Source organism: Microcoleus sp. B13-B6 (assembly GCF_036705405.1).
Classification (GTDB): Bacteria; Cyanobacteriota; Cyanobacteriia; order Cyanobacteriales; family Microcoleaceae; genus Microcoleus.
Map to the genome: position 1 here is coordinate 1 of NZ_JAUBUJ010000052.1, position 25,963 is coordinate 25,963.

The 25,963-nt window shown below is 46.1% G+C and carries 20 protein-coding genes; 11 read left to right on the top strand and 9 right to left on the bottom strand.

Features of this window, described 5'->3' with window-relative positions:
• Window positions 1-1,100 precede the first annotated feature (1,100 nt).
• The 5 genes from QUB35_RS21885 (at window position 1,101) to QUB35_RS21905 (ending at window position 10,793) form a co-directional block, all read left to right on the top strand.
• The gene (locus QUB35_RS21885) at window positions 1,101-2,351 is read left to right on the top strand and encodes an alpha/beta hydrolase (RefSeq protein WP_333143840.1); all 1,251 of its coding nucleotides are present in this window, start codon (window positions 1,101-1,103) and stop codon (window positions 2,349-2,351) included.
• A gap of 954 nt (window positions 2,352-3,305) precedes the next feature.
• Window positions 3,306-5,480, top strand: a complete 2,175-nt coding sequence (locus tag QUB35_RS21890; RefSeq protein WP_333143841.1) for a glutamine synthetase III — start codon at window positions 3,306-3,308, stop codon at window positions 5,478-5,480.
• Window positions 5,481-5,590: 110 nt separating this feature from the next.
• Window positions 5,591-6,685 (top strand): BMP family protein, encoded by a 1,095-nt coding sequence (locus tag QUB35_RS21895; protein ID WP_333143842.1) that lies wholly within the window; start codon window positions 5,591-5,593, stop codon window positions 6,683-6,685.
• Window positions 6,686-6,726: 41 nt separating this feature from the next.
• Window positions 6,727-9,558, top strand: coding sequence for a PAS domain S-box protein (locus tag QUB35_RS21900; RefSeq protein ID WP_333143843.1), 2,832 nt, complete (start codon window positions 6,727-6,729; stop codon window positions 9,556-9,558).
• 227 nt (window positions 9,559-9,785) lie between these two features.
• Window positions 9,786-10,793 (top strand): ADP-ribosylglycohydrolase family protein, encoded by a 1,008-nt coding sequence (locus QUB35_RS21905; RefSeq protein ID WP_333143844.1) that lies wholly within the window; start codon window positions 9,786-9,788, stop codon window positions 10,791-10,793.
• 482 nt (window positions 10,794-11,275) lie between these two features.
• On the opposite strand, the gene QUB35_RS21910 is transcribed toward QUB35_RS21905, so the two are convergent.
• From QUB35_RS21910 to QUB35_RS21935, 6 genes are all read right to left on the bottom strand, one after another.
• Window positions 11,276-12,685 carry a cation:proton antiporter gene (locus QUB35_RS21910; protein WP_333143845.1) on the bottom strand — a complete coding sequence of 470 codons (1,410 nt, stop codon included), beginning with the start codon at window positions 12,683-12,685 and terminating at the stop codon, window positions 11,276-11,278.
• 341 nt (window positions 12,686-13,026) lie between these two features.
• Window positions 13,027-13,800, bottom strand: a complete 774-nt coding sequence (gene hisA / locus QUB35_RS21915) for a 1-(5-phosphoribosyl)-5-[(5-phosphoribosylamino)methylideneamino]imidazole-4-carboxamide isomerase (RefSeq protein ID WP_333143846.1) — start codon at window positions 13,798-13,800, stop codon at window positions 13,027-13,029.
• 126 nt (window positions 13,801-13,926) lie between these two features.
• A complete protein-coding gene (locus QUB35_RS21920; RefSeq protein ID WP_333143847.1) occupies window positions 13,927-14,601 on the bottom strand; it encodes a TIGR02117 family protein in 675 nt (224 codons plus the stop codon).
• A gap of 155 nt (window positions 14,602-14,756) precedes the next feature.
• A complete protein-coding gene (locus QUB35_RS21925) occupies window positions 14,757-15,959 on the bottom strand; it encodes a glycoside hydrolase family 10 protein (RefSeq protein ID WP_333143848.1) in 1,203 nt (400 codons plus the stop codon).
• A 131-nt stretch (window positions 15,960-16,090) separates the two neighbouring features.
• On the bottom strand, window positions 16,091-17,224 hold the full coding sequence (locus QUB35_RS21930) for a serpin family protein (RefSeq protein WP_333143849.1): 1,134 nt from the start codon (window positions 17,222-17,224) through the stop codon (window positions 16,091-16,093).
• 113 nt (window positions 17,225-17,337) lie between these two features.
• Entirely contained in the window at window positions 17,338-18,747 is a 1,410-nt protein-coding gene (locus QUB35_RS21935; RefSeq protein WP_333143850.1) for an amidohydrolase, read from the bottom strand.
• A gap of 212 nt (window positions 18,748-18,959) precedes the next feature.
• On the opposite strand from QUB35_RS21935, the gene QUB35_RS21940 reads away from it, so the two are divergent.
• From QUB35_RS21940 to QUB35_RS21950, 3 genes are all read left to right on the top strand, one after another.
• Complete coding sequence (locus QUB35_RS21940) at window positions 18,960-19,730, top strand: cysteine hydrolase family protein (protein ID WP_333143851.1); 771 nt, start codon at window positions 18,960-18,962, stop codon at window positions 19,728-19,730.
• A 159-nt stretch (window positions 19,731-19,889) separates the two neighbouring features.
• Window positions 19,890-20,342 carry a cupin domain-containing protein gene (locus tag QUB35_RS21945; RefSeq protein ID WP_333143852.1) on the top strand — a complete coding sequence of 151 codons (453 nt, stop codon included), beginning with the start codon at window positions 19,890-19,892 and terminating at the stop codon, window positions 20,340-20,342.
• Between the two features lie 103 nt (window positions 20,343-20,445).
• Window positions 20,446-20,793 (top strand): DUF952 domain-containing protein, encoded by a 348-nt coding sequence (locus QUB35_RS21950; protein ID WP_333102344.1) that lies wholly within the window; start codon window positions 20,446-20,448, stop codon window positions 20,791-20,793.
• Window positions 20,794-21,058: 265 nt separating this feature from the next.
• Here the strand turns inward: QUB35_RS21950 and QUB35_RS21955 are convergent, their stop codons facing one another.
• The gene (locus QUB35_RS21955) at window positions 21,059-22,315 is read right to left on the bottom strand and encodes a CCA tRNA nucleotidyltransferase (RefSeq protein WP_333143872.1); all 1,257 of its coding nucleotides are present in this window, start codon (window positions 22,313-22,315) and stop codon (window positions 21,059-21,061) included.
• A gap of 107 nt (window positions 22,316-22,422) precedes the next feature.
• On the opposite strand from QUB35_RS21955, the gene QUB35_RS21960 reads away from it, so the two are divergent.
• Window positions 22,423-22,671: a Ycf34 family protein gene (locus QUB35_RS21960; RefSeq protein ID WP_333143853.1), complete on the top strand. Its 249-nt coding sequence runs from the start codon at window positions 22,423-22,425 to the stop codon at window positions 22,669-22,671.
• A 78-nt stretch (window positions 22,672-22,749) separates the two neighbouring features.
• Here QUB35_RS21960 and QUB35_RS21965 read toward each other — a convergent pair whose 3' ends face one another.
• Complete coding sequence (locus QUB35_RS21965; RefSeq protein ID WP_333143854.1) at window positions 22,750-22,935, bottom strand: hypothetical protein; 186 nt, start codon at window positions 22,933-22,935, stop codon at window positions 22,750-22,752.
• A gap of 45 nt (window positions 22,936-22,980) precedes the next feature.
• Between QUB35_RS21965 and QUB35_RS21970 the strand changes: the two genes are divergently transcribed.
• The gene (locus tag QUB35_RS21970) at window positions 22,981-24,693 is read left to right on the top strand and encodes a serine/threonine-protein kinase (RefSeq protein WP_333143855.1); all 1,713 of its coding nucleotides are present in this window, start codon (window positions 22,981-22,983) and stop codon (window positions 24,691-24,693) included.
• 2 nt (window positions 24,694-24,695) lie between these two features.
• Complete coding sequence (tsaB, locus tag QUB35_RS21975) at window positions 24,696-25,595, top strand: tRNA (adenosine(37)-N6)-threonylcarbamoyltransferase complex dimerization subunit type 1 TsaB (protein WP_333143856.1); 900 nt, start codon at window positions 24,696-24,698, stop codon at window positions 25,593-25,595.
• 43 nt (window positions 25,596-25,638) lie between these two features.
• Here the strand turns inward: tsaB and QUB35_RS21980 are convergent, their stop codons facing one another.
• A complete protein-coding gene (locus tag QUB35_RS21980) occupies window positions 25,639-25,902 on the bottom strand; it encodes a hypothetical protein (RefSeq protein WP_333143857.1) in 264 nt (87 codons plus the stop codon).
• Between the last annotated feature and the right edge of the window lie 61 nt (window positions 25,903-25,963).

A 25,963-nucleotide genomic window follows, 5' to 3' on the forward strand; every position in this document is an offset into this window, starting at 1 on the left:
GTTGATGTTTTACTAGCTACGGCGCTTGACGCGGGTTAATCCACAGCACTTTAAAAACTGGTTTACAAGCTGCTGCTACTGTACTTCATAAACCTGGAATCCGCTGTATAGCGGTGTGAGATGGGCTTTTTGTACTATACATTTTAACCGATAAAAAGGCTCTTGACGCCGATTATAAGTCAATACGGTTCAGTTAAGATCGATCCCCCCTAGCCAAGCCAAGGGCGGGCACGGGGAGTAGGGGTCGCACCGCCCCTACAAGGGGGGGACAAGAAGTTGCTCAAAGTCAACCCCTACTCCCCAACAATCAGGGGGATTTAGGGGGATCTCCGGGGAATTAACAGTGTTAACTGAACCGTATTGGATTATAAGTGGCTCCACCTAATTCAACCGAATTAGCGCAGTTGATAAGCTGTCGGGCATCTAACTTGTATTTTGGGGCGGGCAAGATACGCACAATAATTTCATCAAACGTGAGTATAAAATTTAGATGCGCCTTAGCTTACCAGTTTCAAAAAAATGCAATTATAGAAAATGTCCAAACCCGATAGTCATCAGTCATATAGAAATCCTTGCAGGAGTCGTAAATTTTTACCCCACCCCAACCCTCCCCGATGCCTTGGGGAGGGAGTAAGAAATTCACAAATGATTTAGGATTGCTAGAGCTAATGCTTGAATCTAAAATGTACTTCCAATTATCCAAATTTATGCAATAGTGATGTAAGAACTCGTTCCCCAAAGATTTATCCTGTTGGTGGCGCAAGGCGATTAAATTATTTTTAACGACTTAGGTGTTAAATCAATGCTTTTTGGGAATCTACTTTGAGGCAATTTTTGTTAAAGTCTCAGTGTCATTGTAGCATATTTTAGGGCGATGATATTAGTTTAATACCAATTTAATGTGAAGTTGCACATATCTCGATCCCCCTAAATCCCCCTGATTGTTGGGGAGTAGGGGTTGACTTTGATCGGAATCTTGTCCCCCCCTTAGTAGGGGCGGTGCCAAGAGTGCCCGCCCTCTTGGCTAGGGGGGATCGGATTCTACGAGGCCTCATAAAAAATTGGTATAAACTGATTAAAAATTAGGCTGCAAAAATCCGATGATCCACAAGAAGAACCGCAAAAAGTTACCCTTATTGGCAGCATTCTTAGTCTCGCCATTTATTTCTTGGTTCCTAAGTACGATCGCCCTATTTCTCAGTCTCTGGGTGATCGTACCAGCACCCACGATGTTCCTGTACCCTTTGGCGGTGGGAGCACCAGAAATCAGTCCTTGGTTGGTTGCTATCAATACGATCGCCCTTCTGCTGAACCTGCTCAGACGGCATCAAGGTAAAGTCTACATTATTTTACTGATTTGTAACCTGTTCGCCCTCATCCTGGGCCTGCTTCCCCTGATTCAGTTCCCAGCAGCCAATGCAGCCATAGCTACCCAAATGCAAGCTGTTTTAGGGGAAAACTATTTAGCAGCGATTCCTCAAGCCGATCGCGCGCAGCTACGCCCTCAAGCGTTTATCCTCGCAGATGCGTTCCGAGGAATTCCCATCAGAGAGGTTAGGATCGATCGGGCTATTGGATTTGCCAACCCTGACGGAGTTTCACTGCAACTAAACCTTTATCGGCCGATGCAAATTGGCAAATATCCGGCGATTATCACGCTCTACGGAGGAGCTTGGCAGAGAGGCAATCCCGATTCCAATGAGGAATTCAGCCGCTACATGGCCGCCCAAGGCTATTGTGTGGTTGCAATCGCTTACCGCCACGCTCCCAAGTATCGATTTCCTGCTCAGCTTGAGGACGTACAAGCCGCTCTTTCCTATATCAAAACTCATGCTGCTGATTGGGAAATCGATCTCGATCGAATTGCTCTGATGGGAAGGTCTGCAGGTGCCCATTTAGCAATGCTAACTGCTTATGATTCTAGTGTGCTTCCAGTTCGAGCAGTAGTGAACTATTACGGGCCAAATGACCTGATCCGGGGATACAATGACCCACCTTTTCCTGATGCCATAAATGTTCGAGCCGTCTTACGTGCCTTTTTGGGAGGAACGCCAGATGAACTCAATGAGCTTTACCGTCGGGCTTCTCCCATAAATTATATTAAACCCAATCTTCCCCCTTCTCTACTGGTTTATGCAGGTCGCGACCATATCGTTCAGCCCAAGTTTGGTCGATCGCTCTACCAACGATTGCGAGCCACGGGCGAGCGGGCTATTTTGCTCGAAATTCCTTGGGCTGAACACGCCTTTGATGCAGTTTTTAATGGGCCGAGCAATCAATTAGCTTTGTACTACACAGAACGCTTTTTGGCTCATACTCTGAAGTCTTCCGATTACCAACGAGTTAACTAAAAATTATCAACTTATTCATTTATGCTCAATAAACTGCGGCTATAACAGTTTAATAAGTTCCCAAATCTCGTAAAGATTTCTACGGCAAATTGTCGCACCAACTTTTAGAAGAGTTGCCAGACTTTATTTATTATATAGCGGTTCGATCGCGTGGTGAGGTATGCCCCATGCCCCATGCCCCATGCCCCATGCCCTATGCCCCATGCCCCATGCCCCATGCCCCATGCCCTGTTACACTGAAACCCTGGGGTTGTGTGCGATCGGTGCGATCGACCTTTCTAAAAAAAACATAAAATTCTGTAGCCTGCGATACATTTATTTTGTTAATGATTGTTTAAACTCTCCAAGTGTAGATTGTGTACTCTCCATAATTCTCCAAAACCCCTAAACGAGTGCGTTGTTTGCTGGACTGCGATTTATCGATCGTCGAACCGTTAAAAACCATAAGTAGTTTTGACCTGAATTCATCGGAATTGATTCGCACAAAATTTTTGAGCTGACCAGGGTGAATATTAGTTACTAAATTTGTGCAGTGCAGACATCTATAATGTTGACTCAAGTTTGTACAGGCTCTTGCCATCTATCTTCTTGCTAATAACCGAAATCCAACCGCATCTCACACAGGATTGTCACGCCCGGTGGACGGCGAAGTGATTGCGCCTCGCTCATCCAATCTTGTAGAGCCTGCCAAAAAAGGCATTCTCGCAAAAGTTAGCTTTGACAAAAAATGTTGGGTAAATCTCATATGTTGCACCATTCTCAATTAGCCTTTTATGAACAGGCTGGACGGGCTGTGAAGCGAGAAAATTGATCTCTTGTGGAACGGGCCGAAGAGCCCGTTCTTGAGAATGGTGCAAAATCTTGGGTAAATCCAACATATTCGTCAATCGTTAGACTTTTGCTAACATCTATTTTTTATCAACAACTCGTCCTGCAATCCCAATAAAAATAACCATGAGTGGAAACCAATCGCGCGTTCAAGCAATTTCTCAAATCGTCAACCGCAAACAGATGCCTGCCCAGCCTCCCAAGCGGCTAGAAGATTTGTGGGCAACAGACGTTTTTAGTCTGAGCAAAATGCAAGAAAGTCTGCCCAAAAGTATTTTCAAATCAGTAAAAAACACCGTTCAAACAGGCCAAAAACTCGATGATTCCGTAGCTGATGTAGTTGCAGCAGCAATGAAAGATTGGGCTATTTCCAAAGGAGCCCTCTACTACGCCCACGTATTTTACCCGCTAACCAACAGCACCGCCGAAAAGCACGATGCTTTCATCTCAGTGCAAGGCGATGGCTCCGTCATCTCAGAATTTGCAGGTAAAGTTCTAGTACAAGGCGAACCCGATGGCTCCTCATTCCCCAACGGCGGCATTCGCTCCACTGCCGCCGCTCGCGGATATACAGCCTGGGATGTCACCAGCCCTGCTTATGTCATGGAAACAGACAACGGCATGACATTGTGCATTCCCACTGTTTTCATCTCCTGGACAGGTGAAGCCTTAGACAAGAAAACGCCGCTTTTGCGTTCCATTGCCGCAATGAACAAAGCAGCAATCCGAGTGTTAAAGCTATTAGGAAATACCGAAGTTGCTCCCGTCAATTCCAGTTGCGGGCCCGAACAAGAATACTTCCTGGTAGATGCCAATTTCACCACCAGTCGCCCCGATTTACTGCTAGCAGGTCGCACCCTTTTTGGCAAACCTCCTGCGAAAGGTCAGCAATTTGACGACCACTATTTTGGAGCGATTCCAGAGCGCGTTCAAGTCTTCATGCAAGAAGTAGAAGAAAGAATGTACCGGCTGGGAATTCCTGCCAAAACCCGCCACAACGAAGTAGCTCCCGGTCAGTTTGAAATTGCACCAGTTTTTGAAGCTGCAAACGTCGCCAGCGACCATCAACAATTAACCATGACAATTCTCCGCAACACTGCGAAGAAACACGGTTTTATGTGTTTGCTGCACGAGAAGCCTTTCGCCGGCATTAACGGTTCTGGCAAACACGTCAACTGGTCGGTCGGCAATGCCACCCAAGGAAACTTATTAGACCCAGGCGATACACCGCACTCGAACATACAATTTCTAGTATTCTGCGGCGCTGTGATTCGCGGAGTTCACAAATACGGCCCGCTATTGCGCGCGGTAGTTGCGACTGCCAGCAACGACCACCGATTGGGTGCAAATGAGGCTCCGCCAGCAATTATCTCTGTCTATTTGGGTTCGCAATTAGAAGATATCTTCGGGCAAATTAGCCGGGGAGAAATTAAGGACTCTCAATGTCGGGGAATTATGAACTTAGGTGTAGAAACACTGCCTACTTTCATGAAGGATGCTGGGGACAGAAACCGGACTTCGCCCTTTGCCTTTACTGGAAACCGATTTGAATTCCGTGCAGTAGGTTCCGGTCAGTCTGTTTCCGGGCCGCTGGTGGCGATGAATACAATTCTTGCAGATTCTTTGGACTGGATTGCTAACAAATTAGAAAGCGATTTGGCTAACGGAACTGAACTGAATGCTGCCATCCAAACTGTTTTGAAAGAAGTGATGGATGAGCACGGCGCGGTTATATTTGGCGGCAACGGCTATTCGGAAGAATGGCACAAAATGGCCGTTGAGGAACGGGGTTTAGCTAACTTGCGGACTACGGCAGATGCTTTGCCCGTATTGAAGGAAGGATACATTGAAGACTTGTTTGAAAAGACAGGTGTTCTGACTCCCGTTGAATTGGAAAGCCGTTACGATGTTTATGCAGAGCAGTATTTGCTGGCAATTGAAGTCGAAGCAAAACTGGTATCAAGCATGGCAAAAACCATTATTTACCCCGCAGCGGTGAGGTATTTAGCTGAACTTTCCGGCACGATTTCTAAATTGAAAGAGATTGGGATTGAGCTGGAAAAGGAAAGTGCCGAAAAAGTAGCGGTGCTGGTTAAGTCAATGATGGATACTGCGAGCAAGTTGAGTGATGCTTTGAGCAAGCACGATTTTGCTTCGACCGAAGACCATATGCAGTATGCTTCGCAAACAATTCGTCCTTTGATGGATGAGGTTCGCCAGTATGCGGATGCTCTGGAAGGTGAAGTGGCTGATGATTTGTGGCCTCTGCCTACTTATCAAGAAATGCTGTTTGTTAAGTAATCGCGAATTCGGTTAATTGCAGGTTAGATTTGTAAGGACACGGCAGTGCCGTGTCCTTACTTGTTTTTGAGGTTAAATGAGTGGTACGCTGAATCGGCCAGAGTCATTAAATGCCAGCTACAGTAAGAGTTGTGAAGATTGTTGAGGTACCATTCAACAAATTTATCGACCTAGAAAAAGTAATATTCCTGCGAAAAGCTATTATGCGAATTCAATCTCTTTTCAAACAAATGACTCTGGCGGCTCTAGCTCTATTTTTGGCGATCAGTTGCAGTCGATCGACTCCGAACGTAAACTCTTCCCCTGAAGCAACTACCTCTAGCAGCTTTAGAGTGGCAATGGTCACCAGAGGCTCCAAAGACAACAACAGTTGGGCTCAAGCTTCTTTTGAAGGATTGAATCTAATCAAAAATAAATTTAATGCTCAGGTAGACTTTACTGGTCTTGACGGTGAAGATAGTGAAGCTGCCATTAGCAAATATGCCCAGTCAGGCTATGACCTGGTAATTGTAGCCAATGGTGGCTATGCCAAAGCTGCCGAAAAGGTCGCTCAAGAATTTCCACGAACGAAATTTGCCCTGGTTACAACGCATCCAGGGAATAACAGAAATTTGGGGGCTGTTGCCTTTCGCTCGGGTGAGGTGGGGTACCTCACAGGCGCTTTGGCTGCCATGAAGACCAAAAGCAATAAAGTTGGCTATATTGTGGGTGCACCTTATCCGGTTTATAAAGAAGAAGAAGCCTTGTTTAGGCGGGGAGTGAAGGCAACGAATCCCTCTGTTCAAGCTTCGACTGCTTTTCTCAACACTTGGAGTGATACGGACAAAGCCACCAAAGTCGCAACGGATATGGTTGCCTCTGGAGTAGATGTTTTGACCTTCAACGCGGATGAGGCAGGATTAGCCGCCCTAAAAGCCGTTACGCAAAAGCCAGGAGTCTTTGTGATTGGTTGGGCAAAGGATCAGTACGAACTGGCTCCCGGCAAAGTCCTAACTAGCGTTCTGCAGGACATTCCCAATCTGGTGCTAAATGCGGCCGTGTTAACCCAGCAAGGTCGCTGGGAAGGAAAACTTTACAAGTTTGGGCTCAAGGAAAATATCTACGACTTTGCCCCTTTCCGTGGTAGTCTCACGTCTCAGGAAGAGGACACTTTCAAGACCATCCGAGAAGCTGTGACGACTGGCAAAATCGATGTTTCTCCTTAGTGCGCCGATTAATTGATTTACCAAAATTGATCCTAAGTCCGATGCAAAATCAACGCAACGATCGCGCTCTGCCGATCGCCAAAAGCTCTCCTTCTCATCCCTGGCCACGCTTCTTATCTATTGCACATCAGCTCCGGTATGGTTTGATATTTTTGGTTCTCCTGAGCTTACTGCCCACTGGTGGGTTGTTGATCTACCTCAGCTTTCAGGCGCAGATCCAGCAATCGCGATCGCTCCAACAAGCGCGTAGTCAGACAGCAGCAGGGCAGATTGATAATTATCTAGATGACTTGAAACGAAAACTGAGCTATTTAGCTAGGGTCAAAGGACTCACCAACTTTCAACCTCAAGCGCAGCAGAGCCTGTTGGAAGGGTTGACTCGTCATAATGATGCTTATGAAGCCGTTGCCATTTTGAACCGGAAGGGACAAGTTGTCGCGTCAGTTTCGCCCTACGAACCGCTCAATTTAGAAAATCCCGCCAATTCGCCACTGTTTATTCGTGCCTTTAAACAACAGGAAGATTATGTCAGTCCTGTAGAAATTAATCCTCAAACCCACGAACCAAAGACCATTCTGGCGGTTCCGATTCGGAATGAGCGAGATGAGGTGGATGGGGTGCTATTAGCAGAGATAAATCTCAACTTTCTCTGGTTTATTGTTTCCCAAACGGAGGTGGGCAAGACGGGTTATGTCTATGTAGTTGATGAGCGTAATTTTCTCATTGCTCAAAAGGGTAGTAAGCCAGAAACATTTCAACTTGAAGATATTTCTAAGCGTCCCTTTTTTCAATTCTTGAAAGCATCCCAAGATACTAAGCGCCTTAACGTTTATCAGGGTCTAAAGCAGGTAGAAGTATTGGGAGCCAGTGCCTTAGTTCGGAGCGTGAATTGGAATGTGGTTGTAGAACTGCCAACGGCTGAGGCGTATGCTCCCGTTTACCAAATGCTCTCAGTTATGGGAGGCTCATTGGCGCTGGTGACGATCGTCGCTGTTGGCATTGGCTTTGTATTTATTCGGCAAATTGTGGTGCCCCTCCAGCGCTTAACCACGGCAGCTACTGAACTCAGTGCGGGGCAATTAGAGACACGGCTCAACATCGACAGCCAAAACGAACTGGGGACATTGGCGATCGCCTTTAACAATATGGCAACCCAGTTAGAGGAACTGATTAAAGCTGTTGAAGTGGAACGCAATTTTGTTTCAGCTATTCTTGAAATTGCAGGTGCCCTGGTAGTTGTGCTCGACCCGCAGGGACAAATCGTTCGCTTTAACCGAGCTTGCGAACAAATGACTCATTACTCGTTTAGTGAAGTGAAAGGGCGCTACATTTGGGACTTGTTCCCCAACTCAGACTTAGCTAGACAAGCCAAAACTACTTTTGAGTCTTTACAATCTGGTAATTTTCCCCAGCAGTATGAAGGCAGTTGGATGACCAAAGATCGACAACTCAGACTGATTGCCTGGTCAGATACTGCTTTACTGGACGATCGGGGAGAAATTGAGTACATCATCAAAACAGGGATTGACATTACTCAACGGAAACAGGTAGAAGAAGAACTCAAAGCCTCGCAGCAGCGGCTATCTTTTCTATTCCGCCAAACTTCACTGGCCGTTTTGGAATGGGATTTAAACTTTAAAGTCACGGCCTGGAATCCAGCGGCAGAGAAGATTTTTGGTTACACGGCGAAAGAGGCGATCGGACACCATGCCGCAGAATTAATTGTGCCTGCGTCTGCCAGAAAGGTAGTCGATCGAGTTCTGAACGAGCTGTTGAGTGAGCCCAGAGGACGCTACAACGTCAACGAAAATATTACGAAAGACGGCAAAACCATTATTTGCGAATGGTTCAATACGCCTTTAGTAGGGGAGGCTGGAAAGATTGTTGGAGTTGGCTCCTTCACACTCGATATTACTGAGCGCAAGCAAGCCGAAGCTGCGTTAAGGCAAGCAAAAGAGGAAGCTGAGGTTGCACTCAAAACCTTACAGCAAACTCAGGCACAGCTTATTCAGGCAGAGAAAATGTCAGGTTTGGGGCAACTGGTTGCTGGTGTTGCTCACGAAATTAATAATCCAGTCAACTTTATCTATGGCAACCTGAGCCATACTGCCGACTACACGCAAAATTTACTAAAGTTGATTCAGCTTTACCAGCAAACCTATCCAACTAATGCCCAAATTCAGGAAAAAATTGAAGAGTTCGAGCTGGACTACATTAGTGAAGATTTGCCCAAAATGCTGACTTCAATGAAGGTAGGAGCCGATCGCATTCGTCAAATTGTCCTGTCGCTACGAAACTTCTCGCGGCTGGATGAGGCAGAAATGAAGCCAGTTGATATCCACGAGGGAATTGACAGCACATTGATGATTTTGCAAAATCGGCTGAAGGCAAACCCGGCTCATCCTGCTATTGAAATTGTCAAAGAGTACGGTGACTTACCGCGAGTAGAGTGCTATGCCGGACAGTTGAACCAAGTCTTTATGAATATTCTGGCAAATGCGATCGATGCTTTAGAAAACTACGACAATCAGCGTTCTCGAAAAGACATCCAAACAAATCCCAGTCGCATCACTATTCGGACTAAGCTAGTCACAAACGAAACTCATTCTGGTTATTCAAAAAATGTAGTAATTCAAGTTCAAGACAATGGGCCTGGGATGCCGGAAACTGTTAGACAACAGGTATTCAATCCCTTCTTCACCACAAAACCAACGGGTAAAGGAACTGGATTAGGGCTATCCATCAGCTATCAAATTGTAGTTGATAAGCACGGTGGCTTCATCCAGTGCTTCTCTCAACCCCATCAAGGAGCAGAGTTCCGAATTGAAATTCCTGTTTTGCAAAGCGGTGCTGTAGCAATTGTTGGTAAATAACTGCTTGCACATTCCTCTATATAGCATTTATTAAGTAGGTTGGAAACTGTTATATCGTATCTAAATTATTTGTTTAAATAAAATAAAAGTCGTCAGCTCAAATTCAAGAAAAAAAGGGGATAGACAAGTAGTTAGTGCTAGTAGCGGGCGCTCTGACTCTCCACAGCAGGCTTTAAGAATTCGGGGATTTAACATAAGATTAGATCGACCTACTCAAAACTACATAAATGACAGTACCGCGTCTCGAACAATTTAGAGGTTGTCTGATCGGTCAGTGTCTGGGCGACGCTATAGGCTGTAGAGTAGAAGGCTATCCTCCCGAAGTTTGCCAAAACTTTGTCAACTACGAAGTTAGACTCAAAAAAATCAAAGATCGCGATCGGTTCGGCTTGCCTTTTGGTCAATACACCGACGACTCCCAACTCGCCCGCGAACTCCTCCAAAGCTATGTCGCTTGCGGGGAATTCGACCCCAGCGACTACGCCACCCGTATTGCTGACATTTTCGCTCAAGAGCGCATTGTCGGGCGCGGTCGATCGACAGAAGAAGCTGCAAACCGCCTGATTCGGGGCGTTGCTTGGCAAGAAGCTGGTACTCGTGCTCCCAATGCTGGTAATGGCAGTGCGATGAGGGCTGGATCGATCGGCTTAATATTCTACGATGACCCGTCCCAGCTTGTACAAGCTGCTTGCGATCAAGGGCGCATCACCCATCAAGATTCGCGGTGTTCTGCTGGGGCTGTGGCGATCGCCGGGGCTGTGGCGATCGCCCTTCAATCTGACATGATGATAGAAACTGAGCCATTTCTCGGTCAACTGAGCGAATGGGTAGGAGAAGTCGATCCTTCCTTTGCTGCTTTGCTCAAAGATTTGATTGATTGGGTGAAATTGCCCCCAGAAGAAGCCGTAGAGTTGATTTCTAGAGCTGGACTCCCGTTAAACTACGAGCACTCTTGGCAAGGAATTTCCCCTTTTGTAGTTGGTAGCGTCTTGTGGAGTTTATATGCGTTTTTGAGAACGCCTCAAGATTACTGGGAAACTCTCTGCACTAGCATCGCCGTCGGTGGCGATGTGGATACCACCGCAGCAATGGCTTGTGCCATCAGCGGGGCATTTCTGGGCGTAGAAGCCATCCCGAATCAACTAGCGGAACTTTTGAACGATCAAGGTACTTGGGGCCTGGGCGAACTGATTAAACTCGCTGACAATTGTTATCAGTTGAAAGTCAAGCTGTAGCCGCTTCTCACAACTTAGGACTTATGATTACGGCTAGATAAATTTGGGCGATCGATTGACCATAATATCCCGGCCGGGGCGGGTTTTTGAGATTGTCAATTATTGGCAAATATGGTTGGTGAACCCGCCCCTACGTGATTTCGGGTAATCGAGGGGACAGGATATTACGGGTAAGACAATTTGGACGATCGATTGACCATAATATCCCGGTCGGGGCGGGTTTTTGAGATTGTCAATTATTGGCAAATATGGTTGGTGAACCCGCCCCTACGTGATTTGGGGGAATCGAGGGGACATGATATTACGGGTAAGACAATTTGGACGATCGACCTTTGTGTCTAAATTAGTCGATCGCCCAGACTCAAATTCCCTCTATCATATCGTTTCCGGTTGGATGGGAATGATTAAACCGCAGAGTACGCAGAGAACGCAGAGTTCGAGAACAGAGAGATGAATAATTCCGATGAAGGGCGGATTTGATATCAAACGATTTTCTCGCTAGAAAGTTCCCCACTAGCAGGAGGCTCTACCGTATCACCAAAGGCAATCCGCAGAAAAGGCGGCGCTAAAAATGTCGTCAGAATCACCATGATAATAATCGAGACTTCTAACGGTTTATCCAAAACCCCACTCGCGGAACCGATGCCGGCAAACACTAACCCGACTTCGCCCCGAGGAATCATCCCCACTCCGATCGCCAATCGATTGATTCCAGGCTGACCAAACACCACCCAACCTGTTACGATCTTGCCCAAAATAGCAACCACAATCAAAAATACGGCAATCAAAAGTCCCGCCCGATTATCCGGCACTGTTGGGTTCAAAACCCCCAAATCCGCCCGTGCTCCCACCGTCACAAAGAAGATGGGCACAAATAAATCGGCGATGGGTTTCACCAGTTCATCCAACTCATTGCGCGCATCGCTTTCATCCAACACCAAGCCCGCAGCAAACGCACCCAAAATCGCTTCGAGATGAATTGCGTTGCCCAGAAAAGCCATGAAGTAGGCAAAAATAAATGCCGGGATGAGAATATTGCCGCGAGTTTTGAGTTGACCCACCACCGCCGAGAAGGTTTTGTCGAAGACACCACCCAACAGAATCGAACCTAGCAGAAAAACAGTTGCACTGACAATCAAATAGATGACATTAACAACATCAATCTCCCCGGTTTTGGCTAAACTGGCGACAACAGCCAGGACAATAATTCCCAACACATCATCAATCACCGCCGCACCGACAATAATTTGACCTTCTTTAGAGTTCAGTTGTCCTAAGTCAGACAACACTTTAGATGTAATTCCAATGCTGGTTGCCGTCAAAGCTGCCCCCGCAAAAATTGCTGGAATTGCCGCCGTGTGGAAAATTATCATCAAGCCCGCAGTACCGGCGGCAAAGGGAACTGCCACACCTACGCAGGCGACAACGGTAGCTTGAATTCCGACTTGCTTGAGTTGTTTGAGATCCGACTCTAAGCCAATTTCAAACAGCAGAATAATTACGCCCAATTCAGCTAGCACTGAAATGACTTCACTCTGCGATTCAAACACACTGGTGAAGGCGGCAGGAGACAGATGATTAATCGATTGCAGAACTGTCATAATCCCTGAGTCTGAGGCTGACAGCTCGCTTCCGGGAAAAACGATCAAGTGTAAAGCAGATATTCCAATAATCACCCCTGCTACAAGTTCACCCAAAACCGGGGGAAAATCAAACTTTAGAGCCACTTCCGCGCCGATTTTACTGGCGATATAAATCACTACCAAACTGAGCAAAACTCCGCTGAGGACGATCGGCGAATTTTCTGCTTCGACTGTTGCTAACAAAGGTATGGGGGCAACTAGAGAAGCCATCCCAGAACTTAAAGCTGTAATTGTATGGTTCAAAAACATGGTTACGGTGATGGTAAGAAAGACAATGCTACGTTAATTGATGATTGAATTTATGAAGTGTAGTAGGGACACTCCAAGAGTCCATTAGTGTCAACTTAAGCCGAAAGACCGCCAGGGACTGAAGTCCCTGTCTAATAGCAAAAGTCCTCTGAAGAGGACTGATGAGTTGTTACCCATTTCTTTAGTCCTCTTCAGAGGACTTGTGCTTTGAGACAGGGGTTTCAACCCCTGTCGGACTGCGGGTTTGACGTGGAAAGTTGACACTCCTTGGGCGAAAGCCTTTGTCCCTACGGGGATTGAGCCAGAGGCGGGTGTACTTCATAAATGTGGAATTTGCTGTATCAAGCAAAACTTGAAGAACCCAAATCTGGCGGTACATCTTGCCACCGCCCTTGTCCGACTGCTTGAATTGCTTCTTTTAGCAAGATATCGCCGGTATAAATTGCCCTACCGACGATCGCACTTTTGACACCAATTGGTTCCAAAGCCAGCAAACTCAACAAATCTGCGATCGAACTAACGCCACCGGAAGCAATCACCGGAATCGAAATAGCGTTAGCAATTTCGCGCAAAGATTCCAAATTCGGCCCTTCCATAGTACCGTCGCGGTGAATGTCGGTGTAAATAATTTCAGCCGCCCCTAACTCGGCCATTTTTTGCGCCAATTCTGTCGCTAAAACTTCCGAAGTTTCTAGCCAGCCTCTAGTAGCAACTTTACCATTTCTGGCGTCGATGCCGACCAGAATTCGATCGGGAAATTCGGCGCACAATTCGCCGACTAATTGCGGTTGTTCGACTGCGACAGTGCCGAGAATGACGCGCCGAACGCCTAAATTGAGGATAGCAGCAACAGAAGCGCGATCGCGCATTCCCCCACCTACTTGACAGGGAACGTCTACTGATCGGACGATCGCTTCAATGGCTGCTTGGTTGACTGGATGACCTGCTTTGGCGCCGTCGAGGTCTACTAAATGCAGCATGGTTGCGCCTTCATTTACCCACTGTCTGGCGACTGCGACGGGGTTGTCGTTAAAAGTTTGAGACTTCGCGTAGTCTCCCTGATACAATCTGACGCATTTTCCATCCAATAAGTCGATCGCTGGAATTACATTCATAATATTTGGGAATGGGGAATTGGGCATCGGGCATGGGGCATCGGGCATCGGCCAAACAGGGCATTAGGAATTGGGAATAGTTTATTTTTGTTCCTTCTTCCTTCTTCACATCGATCCTCTTCCTTCTTATATACATTCGCAGCCGCTATTTAAATGAAACATAACCGCAGAAGAAAGCGTTGACCATAAAGGAGTATTGACATCAGCTTTTTGCAAAGCTTCTGCCGTCCAGTCGTTGCAAGTTCTCAAAATAGAGTAACTGCGATTTGCTTCATAAAAACTATCACTGTTGTGGTAGCCATAACTAATTTTTAGTTTATTACCTCCTGCGTCTAGTTGGAATGAATTTTTAATGAAATTCACAATGTTTAGATAATTAGACCCGCTAAGTTTAACACATTTTGTTTCTTTATTTTGTGGCCAAACCCGATAACCTTGTACTTGCACCGTAGACGGAGTAGGGAGAAATAGCGCCTTGAAAGCTGTAACTGGGTTGATACTTCCTGATGTGGGAGTTTCCAACATAAAAGCTCTATCTCCCCAGCCAAAAGACAAATATTGATAATCAGAAGTGGCATCCCGCCCTATTTCTGTTAGCCGTAAATATTGATTCCAGTCAAAAGATTCATTTTTAACTGGAACAATGATTTCGGTGTGGATGCCTTGGTTGGAAATGTATAGAGAGATTGTGCAATCTGCTTGCGAGTAATTTCCCCACTTTCTGGGAGTGAGATAGCCAATTGTTAGGAAAGCGCTTAAAAATAAGATGACAATTCCTAAGCGCTGTATGCTTTTTCTCATTTTAAGCGTGGGTTTCAAATGGGAGCATCTCATATTTGTAAAAACACTTCTTCTGGCTCCTTTCTTCTTCCTTCTGACTCTTTTCTCCTGACTCCTGACTCCTAACTCCTAACTCCAATTTAGGGCTTGGCTGCTTTCATTGAGATGCTCCCGTTTCAAATTCTGCCTTCGGATGGCGGGCGCTGCATCTTTGTGGGGAATAATTCTTGTAAGGCATAATTGCGCTGTTCGGGGGTTTCCCTAGCCCAATTCGACAAACTTTCGTAGAAAAAGAACGACACCCCAGCGAAATCTCTTTTTCGCACTTCTTGCACTTGTTCTTGAATTTGTTTGAGGGGCACGGAATTATTTTTAAGACCAGTCAAAATGCCGATCGCAGTTGGAATGTTAAGTTTAGCCAATTTAACTTCTTCCCGTTCCAGTTCGGCACTAAAACGCTTGATATCGCTGCGATAAACCTGCAACACAATTTCGTCGATGTAGCCGCGTCTTTCCCAGGTAAACCAGTCCTGCAAGTGGGCGGGTAAAGCAAAGTGAAAAGGGTTGGGAGATAAGCTGACAATACATTTTTCTTTGCGGGATTTGATGGCGCGGGAAACTCTGCCCACGAAGTCGTTAATTTTGTCAGCGCGCCAGCGCACCCAGAAGGTTTCGCGGGGGTCGTCGGAGGGAGGACTTTTGATTTGTTCCTGATACATTGACACTGTTAATGGCTCGTAGCCAAATTCTACTGGCAAGCCGAAATGGTCGTCAAATTGAATGCCATCTATATCATAATTATCGACAACTTCTAGGATTAAATCTAAGATAAATTGCTGCACTTGGGGATGAAAGGGATTCAGCCAAACTCGATCGTGTTTGCCTTCTTTCCAAATAGTTGAACCATCGCGCCGCTGCGCCAGCCAGTCGGGGTGAAGTGTGGCTAATTCCGATTCGGCGGGAGCCATGAAACCAAACTCAAACCAGGGGATTACTGCTATACCTTTTTGGCGGGATTGTGCTATAATTTCTTTGAGGATGTCTCGGTCTTTCAATCCGGGCGATGGGTCGATCGCCTGTCCGAATACTCGTTGGGCTGCAGCACTCGGATAAAGCGTATACCCTCCTTGCCAAACCGTGGGATAGATGGTATTGAAATTGAGTTGATCGAGTCGATTTACAGCGTCAATGATGTTGTTGCGGGAGAAAATAACGTCGCTGTCAATGTTCGTCAGCCAGACGCCGCGCAATTCGGTTGTTGGGGTTGGGGGGCGGGTTTGAGCTAATAGACGCGGGGATAATATGGCGGAGGAGGTAAGGGCGATCGTAAAAACAACTATTAAAGCCAGTATCCGCTGCCATTTGTGCAGTTTAATCATCAATTTGTCGCAAATATGATTATTTTTAGACTGATATTTTACCGTATAATTAGCTTGGTAGGGTGCGCCAGCGAGGGTTATTTTATTAAAAGGCGATCGAACATTTCCTGACGCACCTAATAATTTTGATATTATTGGGGGTCAAAGATGGTACCCATAAATAATATTGTTCCTGTAGTATCGTCTTGAATGGCACAAAAGAATGGACGGTTTACATTCATTAGAAAAGGCAAACTTCTGAATAACTCGATGGAAGTCACTGCGGCTGCTTCTGTACCTTCTTCGTTCACTTCGACAAATGTTTTGTGTTTTACTGAAGCTACTGCTACGTTGTCATCAGTCATCGGAGAAAAGTCGGCTTTTGAGATTTCAAAAATTCCTGCCATTCCCAAAGCTATGAGTGTGCTTTTGAGTTCAACTTTATACTCCATTGTGAAGCGGGGTATTTCAATTATACAATTTATTTCTCTAAATTCTTGCATCCATTTATTCCAGTTTTCGGCTGTTAATTGCTGCAAAAAAGTTTCCAAGTTGCTATTGAGCCTGGGCATAAAAATATACATACTCAGAGAACCTTCTTTGCCGTAAGGTAAACTAACTGCTTCAAATTTGTCTGTTTCGTAGTACCCATAAATGCCTGTCTGAGACATCATCGGATGCTGTTTTGAACTGCCGTCGCTTAAAGAAAAAGTTTTGTTGGCAGTTTGAGATTTATCAAAGGGCGTTTGCCAGTTGCCTTTGAAATAAATTGCGTTAATCAAAAACAAGACTTGAGCAGGGCTAATTTCCTCGACTATTTGATCAATTTTTCCTTGAGTTTTTTGGCTCACCCAGTTGTTAATGATGCTGGGAGCTTGCGGATTCGTAAAATCTAGTTCGGTAAGATTAGCTTTGTAGTATTCTTGATTTGTTTGCTGAAATTCGGGTTTTAATGAGAAGCCTTGTTTCGCCCAAAGCGAGTTGGCTATTGATACTTGGACATTGGGGTCAACTTTCTGCAAACTATTTTGCAAAGCTTGATTTGCTGCGTTGATTTCTTGGGGAGTCATTCCCGTTAATTCGAGAGCTTTTGTCATTTCTTGTTTGGTTTCTCCGCTGACTCCGTTGTATGCCATTGACAGTGCGAGGGCGACAGAAGTAGGGGAAATAAAGATATTTTGATTCGGCTGTTGTTTGGTGAGGGTGTTGAACAAGTTAAAACCAAATTTGGTATTAGCTGCAACAAGTCTGGCGTCTACATTTATCTGGTTGTTAGGGGGTGTCATGGCTAGAAGTTCTGAGTGATTGGGATGTGGGAGGTGGATGGCGTTAATTTTTAGTGGCGGCGCTAATTATGTGATTCAACCGGACATGATATCATATTCTATTGGTTAATTTTTTAAGAATAACCTTGCAGTTTCATAACTTGGCGGTAGTGCGCTTCAATCTCGCTCACCGTTTGCGATTGACGCTTGCTCGTCCACTCGCTGCGATCGAATAATTCCCGCATCAAAGCATCAACATCGATCGTTTTCACCTTACCTTCGGCGACAATTTGTTTGCCGTTTACCCAAACGCTGTCTACCGCATTAGTCGGGCGCCCTAAAATCAGCAAGCCGATCGGATCGGTGCGCGGCAGCAATGATAAACTGGTTAAATCATACAGCACAAAATCTGCTTTTTTCCCGACTGTCAGCGAACCCATTTCATCGGCGAGATTCAAGCCTTGCGATCCTCCCAGGGATGCCATTTCTACAGACTGGCGCGGTGTAATCCATTGGCGGTAATCCAAATCCGTGATATTGTGCAAAATAGAACCAATTTTAATCGCTTCCAGCAAATCTTGAGAGTCATTGCTAGCAGCGCCGTCGCAGCCAAAAGATACGTTAACTCCCGCTTGACGGTATTTCAAAATCGGTGCAATCCCGCTTCCCAGGCGCAAGTTGCTGAGGGGATTGTGTACGACTGTCGCTCCACTTTCGGCCATAATCGCAATGTCGGAATCGTCCAGCCAAACGCAGTGCGCTAAGGAAGTTCGGGGACTCAAATAACCAATTTTTTGCAGGTGCTCGACAGCGCTACAGCCGTATTTTTCGTGAGCTAACTGTTTTTGAGCGGGGGTTTCCAAGAGGTGGGCGTGCCGACAAAGATTGTAGCGATCGCTCAATTCGATGCAGCCTTCAAACAAAGCATCAGAACACAGTTGAATTCCCGTCGGCGCCAATAACATATTAACACCTTTTTCGGGATGTTGAAACTGTTTTATGGCTGTTTCCATTAATTCCAAAGTAGCTTTAGTCGAGCGAATGTAAGCCGCGTGTTCCATGCCGCTATCGCCCGCAGGCATCCCCGCTGTCAGGGATTCATCTTGAATTAACGGCCCGATAAAAGCGCGGATGCCGATTTCTTGATAAGCGCGAACTGCGGCGGCGATTGTCTCTAATTCTTGCCCCGGAATCAAAACTAAATGATCGACTACGCTTGTTCCGCCCGACAGTAATGTTTCTACCGCAGTTCCCAAGGCGCTCAAGTAAACTTGTTCGGGATCGAGAGGTGTAAAATCGTATAATTCGGCAATCCACAACTCCAGCGGCAGAGGGGGAATAATGCCCCGCTGCCACATTTCTGAAGAGTGAGTGTGCGCGTTGACAAAACCGGGTAGCAGCAGCTTATTTTTGCCGTTAATAACTGTTCCCGCAGGTTTTAACTTGGGGGCGATCGCACTTATGCAATTCTCCACCACTTGCACATCTGCGGTTTCATAACCGCTATCAACCGGAATTAAAGCATTTTGAATTGTAAAGCTCATAGATTTACCCTTTTTGTAAATTTACCTTAATTTTTATTTGATGATTGCCCGGCGTTAACATTTGCGATCGCCTGTAATAAAGTTAATAAATCCTAAAGATTATCAAAAAGTTGCCACGGATACTTAATTATTATAACAAAGATTTAAGATATGACAAGTTAGTAACAATCAAATAGTTATAAGATTGAAATTGTTTTTGAGCCAAAATCCATATGAATCCTGATTCTCTCCGCACCTTGGGTGTACCGCCGAATGCTTGGAAAGTTGATGCCAAAATTGCTGATATCACCCGATCGCCGATCGCGCCTCAACCTGTTACCCTGGAAACAGAAACTAAAACCCTGCGTTTGGACTTAGCAAAAGCAGCAATGTTGGTGATAGATATGCAAAACGATTTCTGTCATCCCGACGGTTGGCTAGCACATATTGGCGTAGATGTAACGCCCGCCCGAACTCCAATTAATCCTTTAACAAATTTGCTGCCAGAATTGCGATCGCACGCAGTACCAATTATTTGGATTAACTGGGGGAACCGCCCCGATTTGCTCAATATTAGTGCAGCTTCCCGTCACGTTTACAATCCCACAGGATCCGGCGTAGGTTTGGGAGATCCGCTGCCAAAAAACAACGCACCTGTACTGATGGCAGGGAGTTGGGCGGCGCAGGTTGTCGATGAATTAAAACCCAAACCGGAGGATATTTGCGTTGATAAATATCGGATGAGTGGCTTTTGGGATACTCCTTTAGATAGTATCTTGCGGAACCTCGGCCGAACTACACTTTTCTTTGGAGGAGTAAACGCCGATCAGTGCGTCATGGCTACCCTGCAAGATGCTAATTTCCTCGGTTATGACTGTATTTTAGTCAAAGATTGTACAGCTACGACATCTCCCGATTATTGCTGGCAAGCTACTCTTTATAACGTTAAACAATGTTTTGGCTTTTTGTCGGATTCTCAGGCTATGTTAGAAGCAATTAAATAGTAGTCAGCAATGATTCCTAGAATGAGTGTAGGGGCAATCCCTCCGTGGTTGCCCCTCTTGATTAAGAAACTGAGTAGGCGGGTACGGGGCTGGGCGGGCACGGGGCTGGGCGGGCACGGGGGCACCGCCCCTACGATAATTAACAATTAAACAAAAAAAATGACAAACCACTGCATGATTCCTGTTATAAAGTCTCCGAAAGACTACCAAGCATTTCGGATCAGTCCGGGCGATACTAATAGATTAGCTATCGTCTTCGATCCGGTAATAGCTAATGTTTCATTAACAGTTTGCGTGGAGATTTTCGATGTGGGCGGCAAAACCCCTCCCAACCGCCATCAATTTGCAGTAGAAATGTTTTTTGTACTCAAAGGAACAGGGCAAGCAACCTGCGACGGCAAAACAGTTAGTATTCAACCGGGAGATAGTTTGTTAGTGCCTCCAACAGGCACTCACGTAATTGAGAATACGGGCAGTGAACGTTTGTACGCTTTGTGCATCATGGTGCCGAATGAGGATTTTGTGGAACTAATTCGCAGCGGTACACCAGTCGAGCTCGATGAGGAAGATATGAGAGTTCTTGGGCGATCGGATGTACTCGTATCGTGTTAGGTTTTTAGTAAGGACTTTAATCCTTTAATCTCGTCCTAGGTAGAGCCTTGGAACATATATCTAGATGCTCTGCCTAGCTTCTTTTTTGCAGGTAAAATAATTTATGAGCGTTATATTTCACATTGCTAAAAGCCAACAGTGGGAAGAAGCAAAACACCTTCAATCCTATCGCGGCGATACCCTAGACTCGGAAGGATTTATCCACTGTTCGACACTCCCGCAAGTTGTTAGAACTTCCAACAAATTTTTTGCTGGACAAACAGGATTGCTGTTGTTGTGGATTGACTCGGAAAAAGTGGAAGCAGAAGTTAAGTATGAACCTGCTGCTGGAGATTTTTATCCACACATTTACGGGCCGCTGAATGTTGATGCTGTGTTGAAAGTTATTGAGTTTGAAGCAGGTGCCGATGGCAAGTTTGAATTGCCGGAAGAATTAAGAGATGTTGTTTAATACTCTGATTTTTGACCAGTATCAACTAACTTTTCATGGCGGGCTATAAGCACACCCCACGGGAAAGTTGAATGTTGTGGAACGGGCATCTTGCCCGTTCAACTTTTGAGGGGAAAGTTGAATTTTTGAGGGAAAAGTTGAATTTTTGAGAAGAAAGTTGAATTTTTGAGGGCGGGCTAGAAGCCCAACCCCTACTCCCCACAATACAATTAAGTGTCTTGTGGAACGGGCATCTTGCCCGTTATGATTGCTGCAATATATCAATTTAAATTGACTGATTAACCAACTCTGCCGCCAATTTCAGCGCATCTTCGCGAGTCGCAATTCTCCCCTCCACCCGCGCTAATTGAATCTCCATTAAAAATTGACCGATGCGTGGACTTCTGGGCAATTTCAAATATTCCATTAAATCATTGCCGCTAACTAATTGTGTGGGATGAGCAATAATATCATCAGCATCCAGATAGCGATTAATTAACAGTGAAATATCCTCAACCGCAACTCCCGCCGCCACCGCCAAAACCGCTAAAACAGGAAATACTATTCCCACATCCCGAAACAAAAAATACTGTTCTCTCAAAGACATTTGGGCGATAGGTTTTGCTTGCAACTTCGGCAAGTATTTCAAAAGCCCGATCGCACTTTTAATCTCCGCATTGCTGTACTTCAACCGCAGCAACTGCGTTTCAGCAATTGTCGGGTCGGAATCGGCCAAAACAGCCAACTTCGCAACCGCCAACAACGGCGTTTTAATCGTATCTCGAATCGATCGCGAAAATTCTCTCCCCAAATCTGGATAAATTGCCGCTAACTTGGCAGCAGACGCATCAATTTTTGTCAAAATATCAAAACGGTCGATCGCACTTTCAAACCAAATCGAAAACAAACCATCTTCCCAACCGCGACAAATCCAAGGAACACCGTTAGGATTGCTCAACAAATAACCTAATTCCGTCCGCACCCGTTCCACCGCTACCCGACTCAACAGCGGCGCCAATTCCCGAATCGCAGATTGAGTTTCAGGTTCGATCGCAAAACCCAACTGCGCCGCTTGACGGTAAGCTCTTAATAACCTTAGCGGATCGTCCTCCAAATTTGACCGCGAAACCATCCGCAGCAAACCCAACCGCAAATCAGTTTGACCGTCCAAAGGATCGATGATTTCTCCGGTAAAAGGATTGCAGGCGATCGCATTTATCCGAAAATCCCGGCGCAGCAAATCCCCCTCCAGACTCCCCCCTTCCGCCTGCGCCAAATCCACCGTACCGCCCGCAAATACCACCCGCGCAATTTGGCGTTCCGCATCCAACAAGACAAATCCACCTTTCGTGCGATCGGCAATTTTTCGAGCAGTCTTCACCGCCCGTGTTAGCATGACAAAATCCAAATCAAAATAGTGCGATCGCCTCCCCAGCAGCGCATCCCGCACCGCACCGCCCACCAGATAAGCAGGCGGTGTCAGCAGTTCCAAATCAAACGGCCAAGTATCAGAAGACAATGCAGAGGGCAAACTAATCGGCATCGCAACAAAAATAAACAAACTTACAAACAATTAAGCTCTTGCTACGCTAGATTAACAGAAAGCTCGAAATTCACCAATCTTTTTGAAATGCACAGAGGATATCAAGAATGTGTATTTGTATTAACTGCCACTATGTAGACCGCTGCTTCACCTACCACGCCGTAGAAGAACAGCACGAACAGATTCACCTCACCGAAACACCCGATTTCGACCCCGTAGAACCCACCATCAACGTCAACATCCGTCCCCGCCAAGACGAAATTGAAATGGAATGGGATGTAGTCGGGTGTCAGAGTTTCAAGCAAGAGACCGGCAAATGGGCCGCATTGCGGCCAGGCGAACTCGTCCCCACTTAAGTCATTAGTCATTAGTCATTAGTCATTAGTCATTAGTCAGTAGTCAGTAGTCAGTAGTCAGTAGTCAGTAGTCATTAGTCAGTAGTCATTAGTTATTTGTTGGTTGTTGGTTGCTATTTGTTGTTTTTTATAGGTTTTTTGTGAGTTGTTGGCGATAACAACCAATAACCAATTCCCAATTCCCGATGCCCAATGCCCGATGCCCGATGCCCAATGCCCGATGCCCCATTCCCCATTCCCCATTCCCCATTCCCCATTCCCCATTCCCAATTACAAATCTAAAATCTAAAATCTAAAATCTAAAATCCAATGTGCTATTGCTTAAACCCAACTTGTCAGAATCCGCAAAACCCAGGGGATGCAGAATTGTGCCAAAGTTGCGGCTCCAATTTGTTGTTAACTCTTGACGCAGAAACGCCATCAGCATCTCGCTACCGAACCATAAAGCCGATCGGGCAAGGAGGCTTTGGCCGAACATTTCTAGCAGTTGATGAAACCAAACCCCTGATTTTTTCGCAGTGCGTAATCAAGCAATTTTTGCAGCAAAATACCGCAGCCGAAAAAGCCGCTCAACTATTTCACCAAGAAGCAGCCCAGCTAGAAACCTTGGGAAAACATCCCCAGATTCCCGAATTAATCGCGCATTTTGAACAAGACGGGAGACAGTATTTAGTACAAGAATTTATAGACGGCAAAAACCTAGCCAGAGAATTAGAACAAAAAGGAGCATTCACCGAAACTCAAACTCGGCAAATCCTCAACGATTTATTGCCAGTGCTCCACTTCGTCCACAAATCCAAAGTCATTCACCGCGATATCAAACCAGAAAATATCATTCGCCGCAGGCTAACTCCAGCCCCTTTACCCGCCTTAGAAAATTCCTATCAACCCTCTCCTTTCCAAAAAGATATTGTTTTAGTAGACTTTGGTGCAGCTAAGAAAGTAACAGCAACCGGGTTGCCGCAAACTGGTACAATCATCGGCAGTGCTGCTTATACAGCCCCAGAACAATTGATGGGAAAAGCCGTTTTTGCCAGCGATATCTACAGTTTGGGCGTTACCTGCATTCACTTGCTGACTGAAATTCCTCCCTTCGATTTGTTCGACAGTACAGAGGATTCTTGGGCTTGGCGAAATTATTTGAAGACTGCTGTTAGCGATGATTTCGGCCGCATCCTCGACACCATGCTCCAAAGTGCCACCAATCGGCGCTACAGTTCAGCATCAGCAGTCATCCGGCACTTGAACCCCAAACCGGTGTATTTAGACGCACAACCGGTGCTAGACGCGCCGGAAACGCCCGCAGAACGGGTGGTTACACCTGCGCCCGGTGTCTCGCTTTTCACTCGCCAACAGCAAGCCGAAATTCAGCAAGCTTTGCAAGAGGATCTCGCCCCCTACAATGTTACAATCCAAGTCAGTCAAGCCAAGCAACAGCTCAATATCGTCATCAACAGAACCGAAGACAACCCCGTTTACTATCCGCACTTATCTCAAATAATTGCCACCAGACTTACCGATTTGCAGTTAAATAAAGTCGCAGCCGTGAAGCTGTTGGGAAGACTCAACAATTCTCGCCGCCCGGAGTGGAAGCAAATATTGCAAATCGATCCCAAGATTAAATTGAGAAACAAACTCGTGCGGCTGCAACACAATCAATTACTCAAGAAAGCGGCCTCTGTTACTACCCAAGAATTTTGGCTGCCGAAGTTGAAAACTCAGGATTTTTGGATAGATGCGCTAATGTTTGCCTTAGTTTGGTTTATCTTTGGCTCTCAAATAGTCATTTTTAATTCTTGGTTTGCTCTAATAGTTTCGTCGGGTTTTATGACGGTGAAGCATCAAGTTTCCCAACACAAAGAATTTGCCAATAAAAATTTATTTGCAAGTTTAGTAGTGCTGTTTCTGGTGAGTGGGGGCATGGGTAATTCGAGGATATTAAACACGGGAATATTTGGCATTCTTTTGGGTTGCTTAGTTGTGGCTTTGCCCCTGTTTTTTGTTAAGGAAAATTACCACTAATCGTGAATAGCAATCCCCAAGACGGAACATCAGTTAAAAAATACGGCTTAGCCCTGCACACAGCTAGTCGCGAACTCGGTTTAGCCATCAGCAATTTTGCAGGTGATTCTCGCTGCCAAACTTGGAATTTGGATCGCGATTTAGCCACTCATTTGCATCAGTATTTAGTCGAGTTTATTGGGCCGCAAACTTGGGCGGATTTGGCTTTTATTGCAGTGGCGAAGGGGCCCGGAGGTTTCACGGGGACTCGCATGGGTATGGTGACGGCGCGGACTTTGGCTCAACAGTTGGATATTCCTGTTTTTGCGGTTTCCACTTTGGCGGCTGTCGCTTGGGCGGAACCCCCCCAACCCCCCCTTAGCAAGGGGGGGCTTTTGAGTGCAGAACCTCCCGTTGCTAAGGCGGGGCTTTTGAATACGGAACCCCCCCGCGATTTTGTAGGGGCGGTGCCCCCGTGCCCGCCCCCACCCACAGATGATTTCCTGGGCATTTCAGGCATCGGGGCTCTTCACGAGGGTTTGCCCCTACAAGAAAATGAAACCGCCGTGCCCCAACCAGGGCGGGCACGGGGGCACCGCCCCTACAAGGGGGGGCTTTTGAGAGATGATATCGCGCTGCAAATGCCTGCACAGCGGGGACAATTGTTTGGGGCGGTTTATTCAGTTAACAAAGATTCTGGTTTAACTGAGTTGTTTCCTGAGACGGTGATGACTCCTGAATCTTGGCAAGAAAAGTTGGATGATTGGGGGAATTCTTATCAGTTAATTGAAGTTGGTAGCGAGTTGGGTTCGTCGGTTTCTAGTGTGTTGGAATTGGCTTATTTGGAGTGGCAAATGGGAAGTCGTCCTGATTGGTCGGATGCTTTGCCTTTTTACGGGCAACATCCGGTTAAGGGACACTGAAGATTGGGAATAGGGAATTGGTAATTGGTAATTGGTAAATTGTTTATTTAAGGGCGATACAAACTTCGAGGCAAAAAGTTAATGTTAGCGGGTCTGGGCTTTCGGTTCGCAATCGATCGATCTCAGCTCGATCGCAGCCGCGAGATTCCATAAAATCAAGCATCCAGTTCGTTATGGTAGCGAGATCGATGTATTTTGCTCCGAGGCATACGGGGCAAGTTTCTGGGCTGAGGGTACCGGTGCCGCCGCATTCGGGGCAATCCCAGTGGGTTGTTACGGGATCGGGGGTAGTTAGGATGTTGTTCATGCTGGGAAAAAGTACGCGCGGCGTAGCTATCCGGCAGGGAATCGCATTACTCGTTCACTCT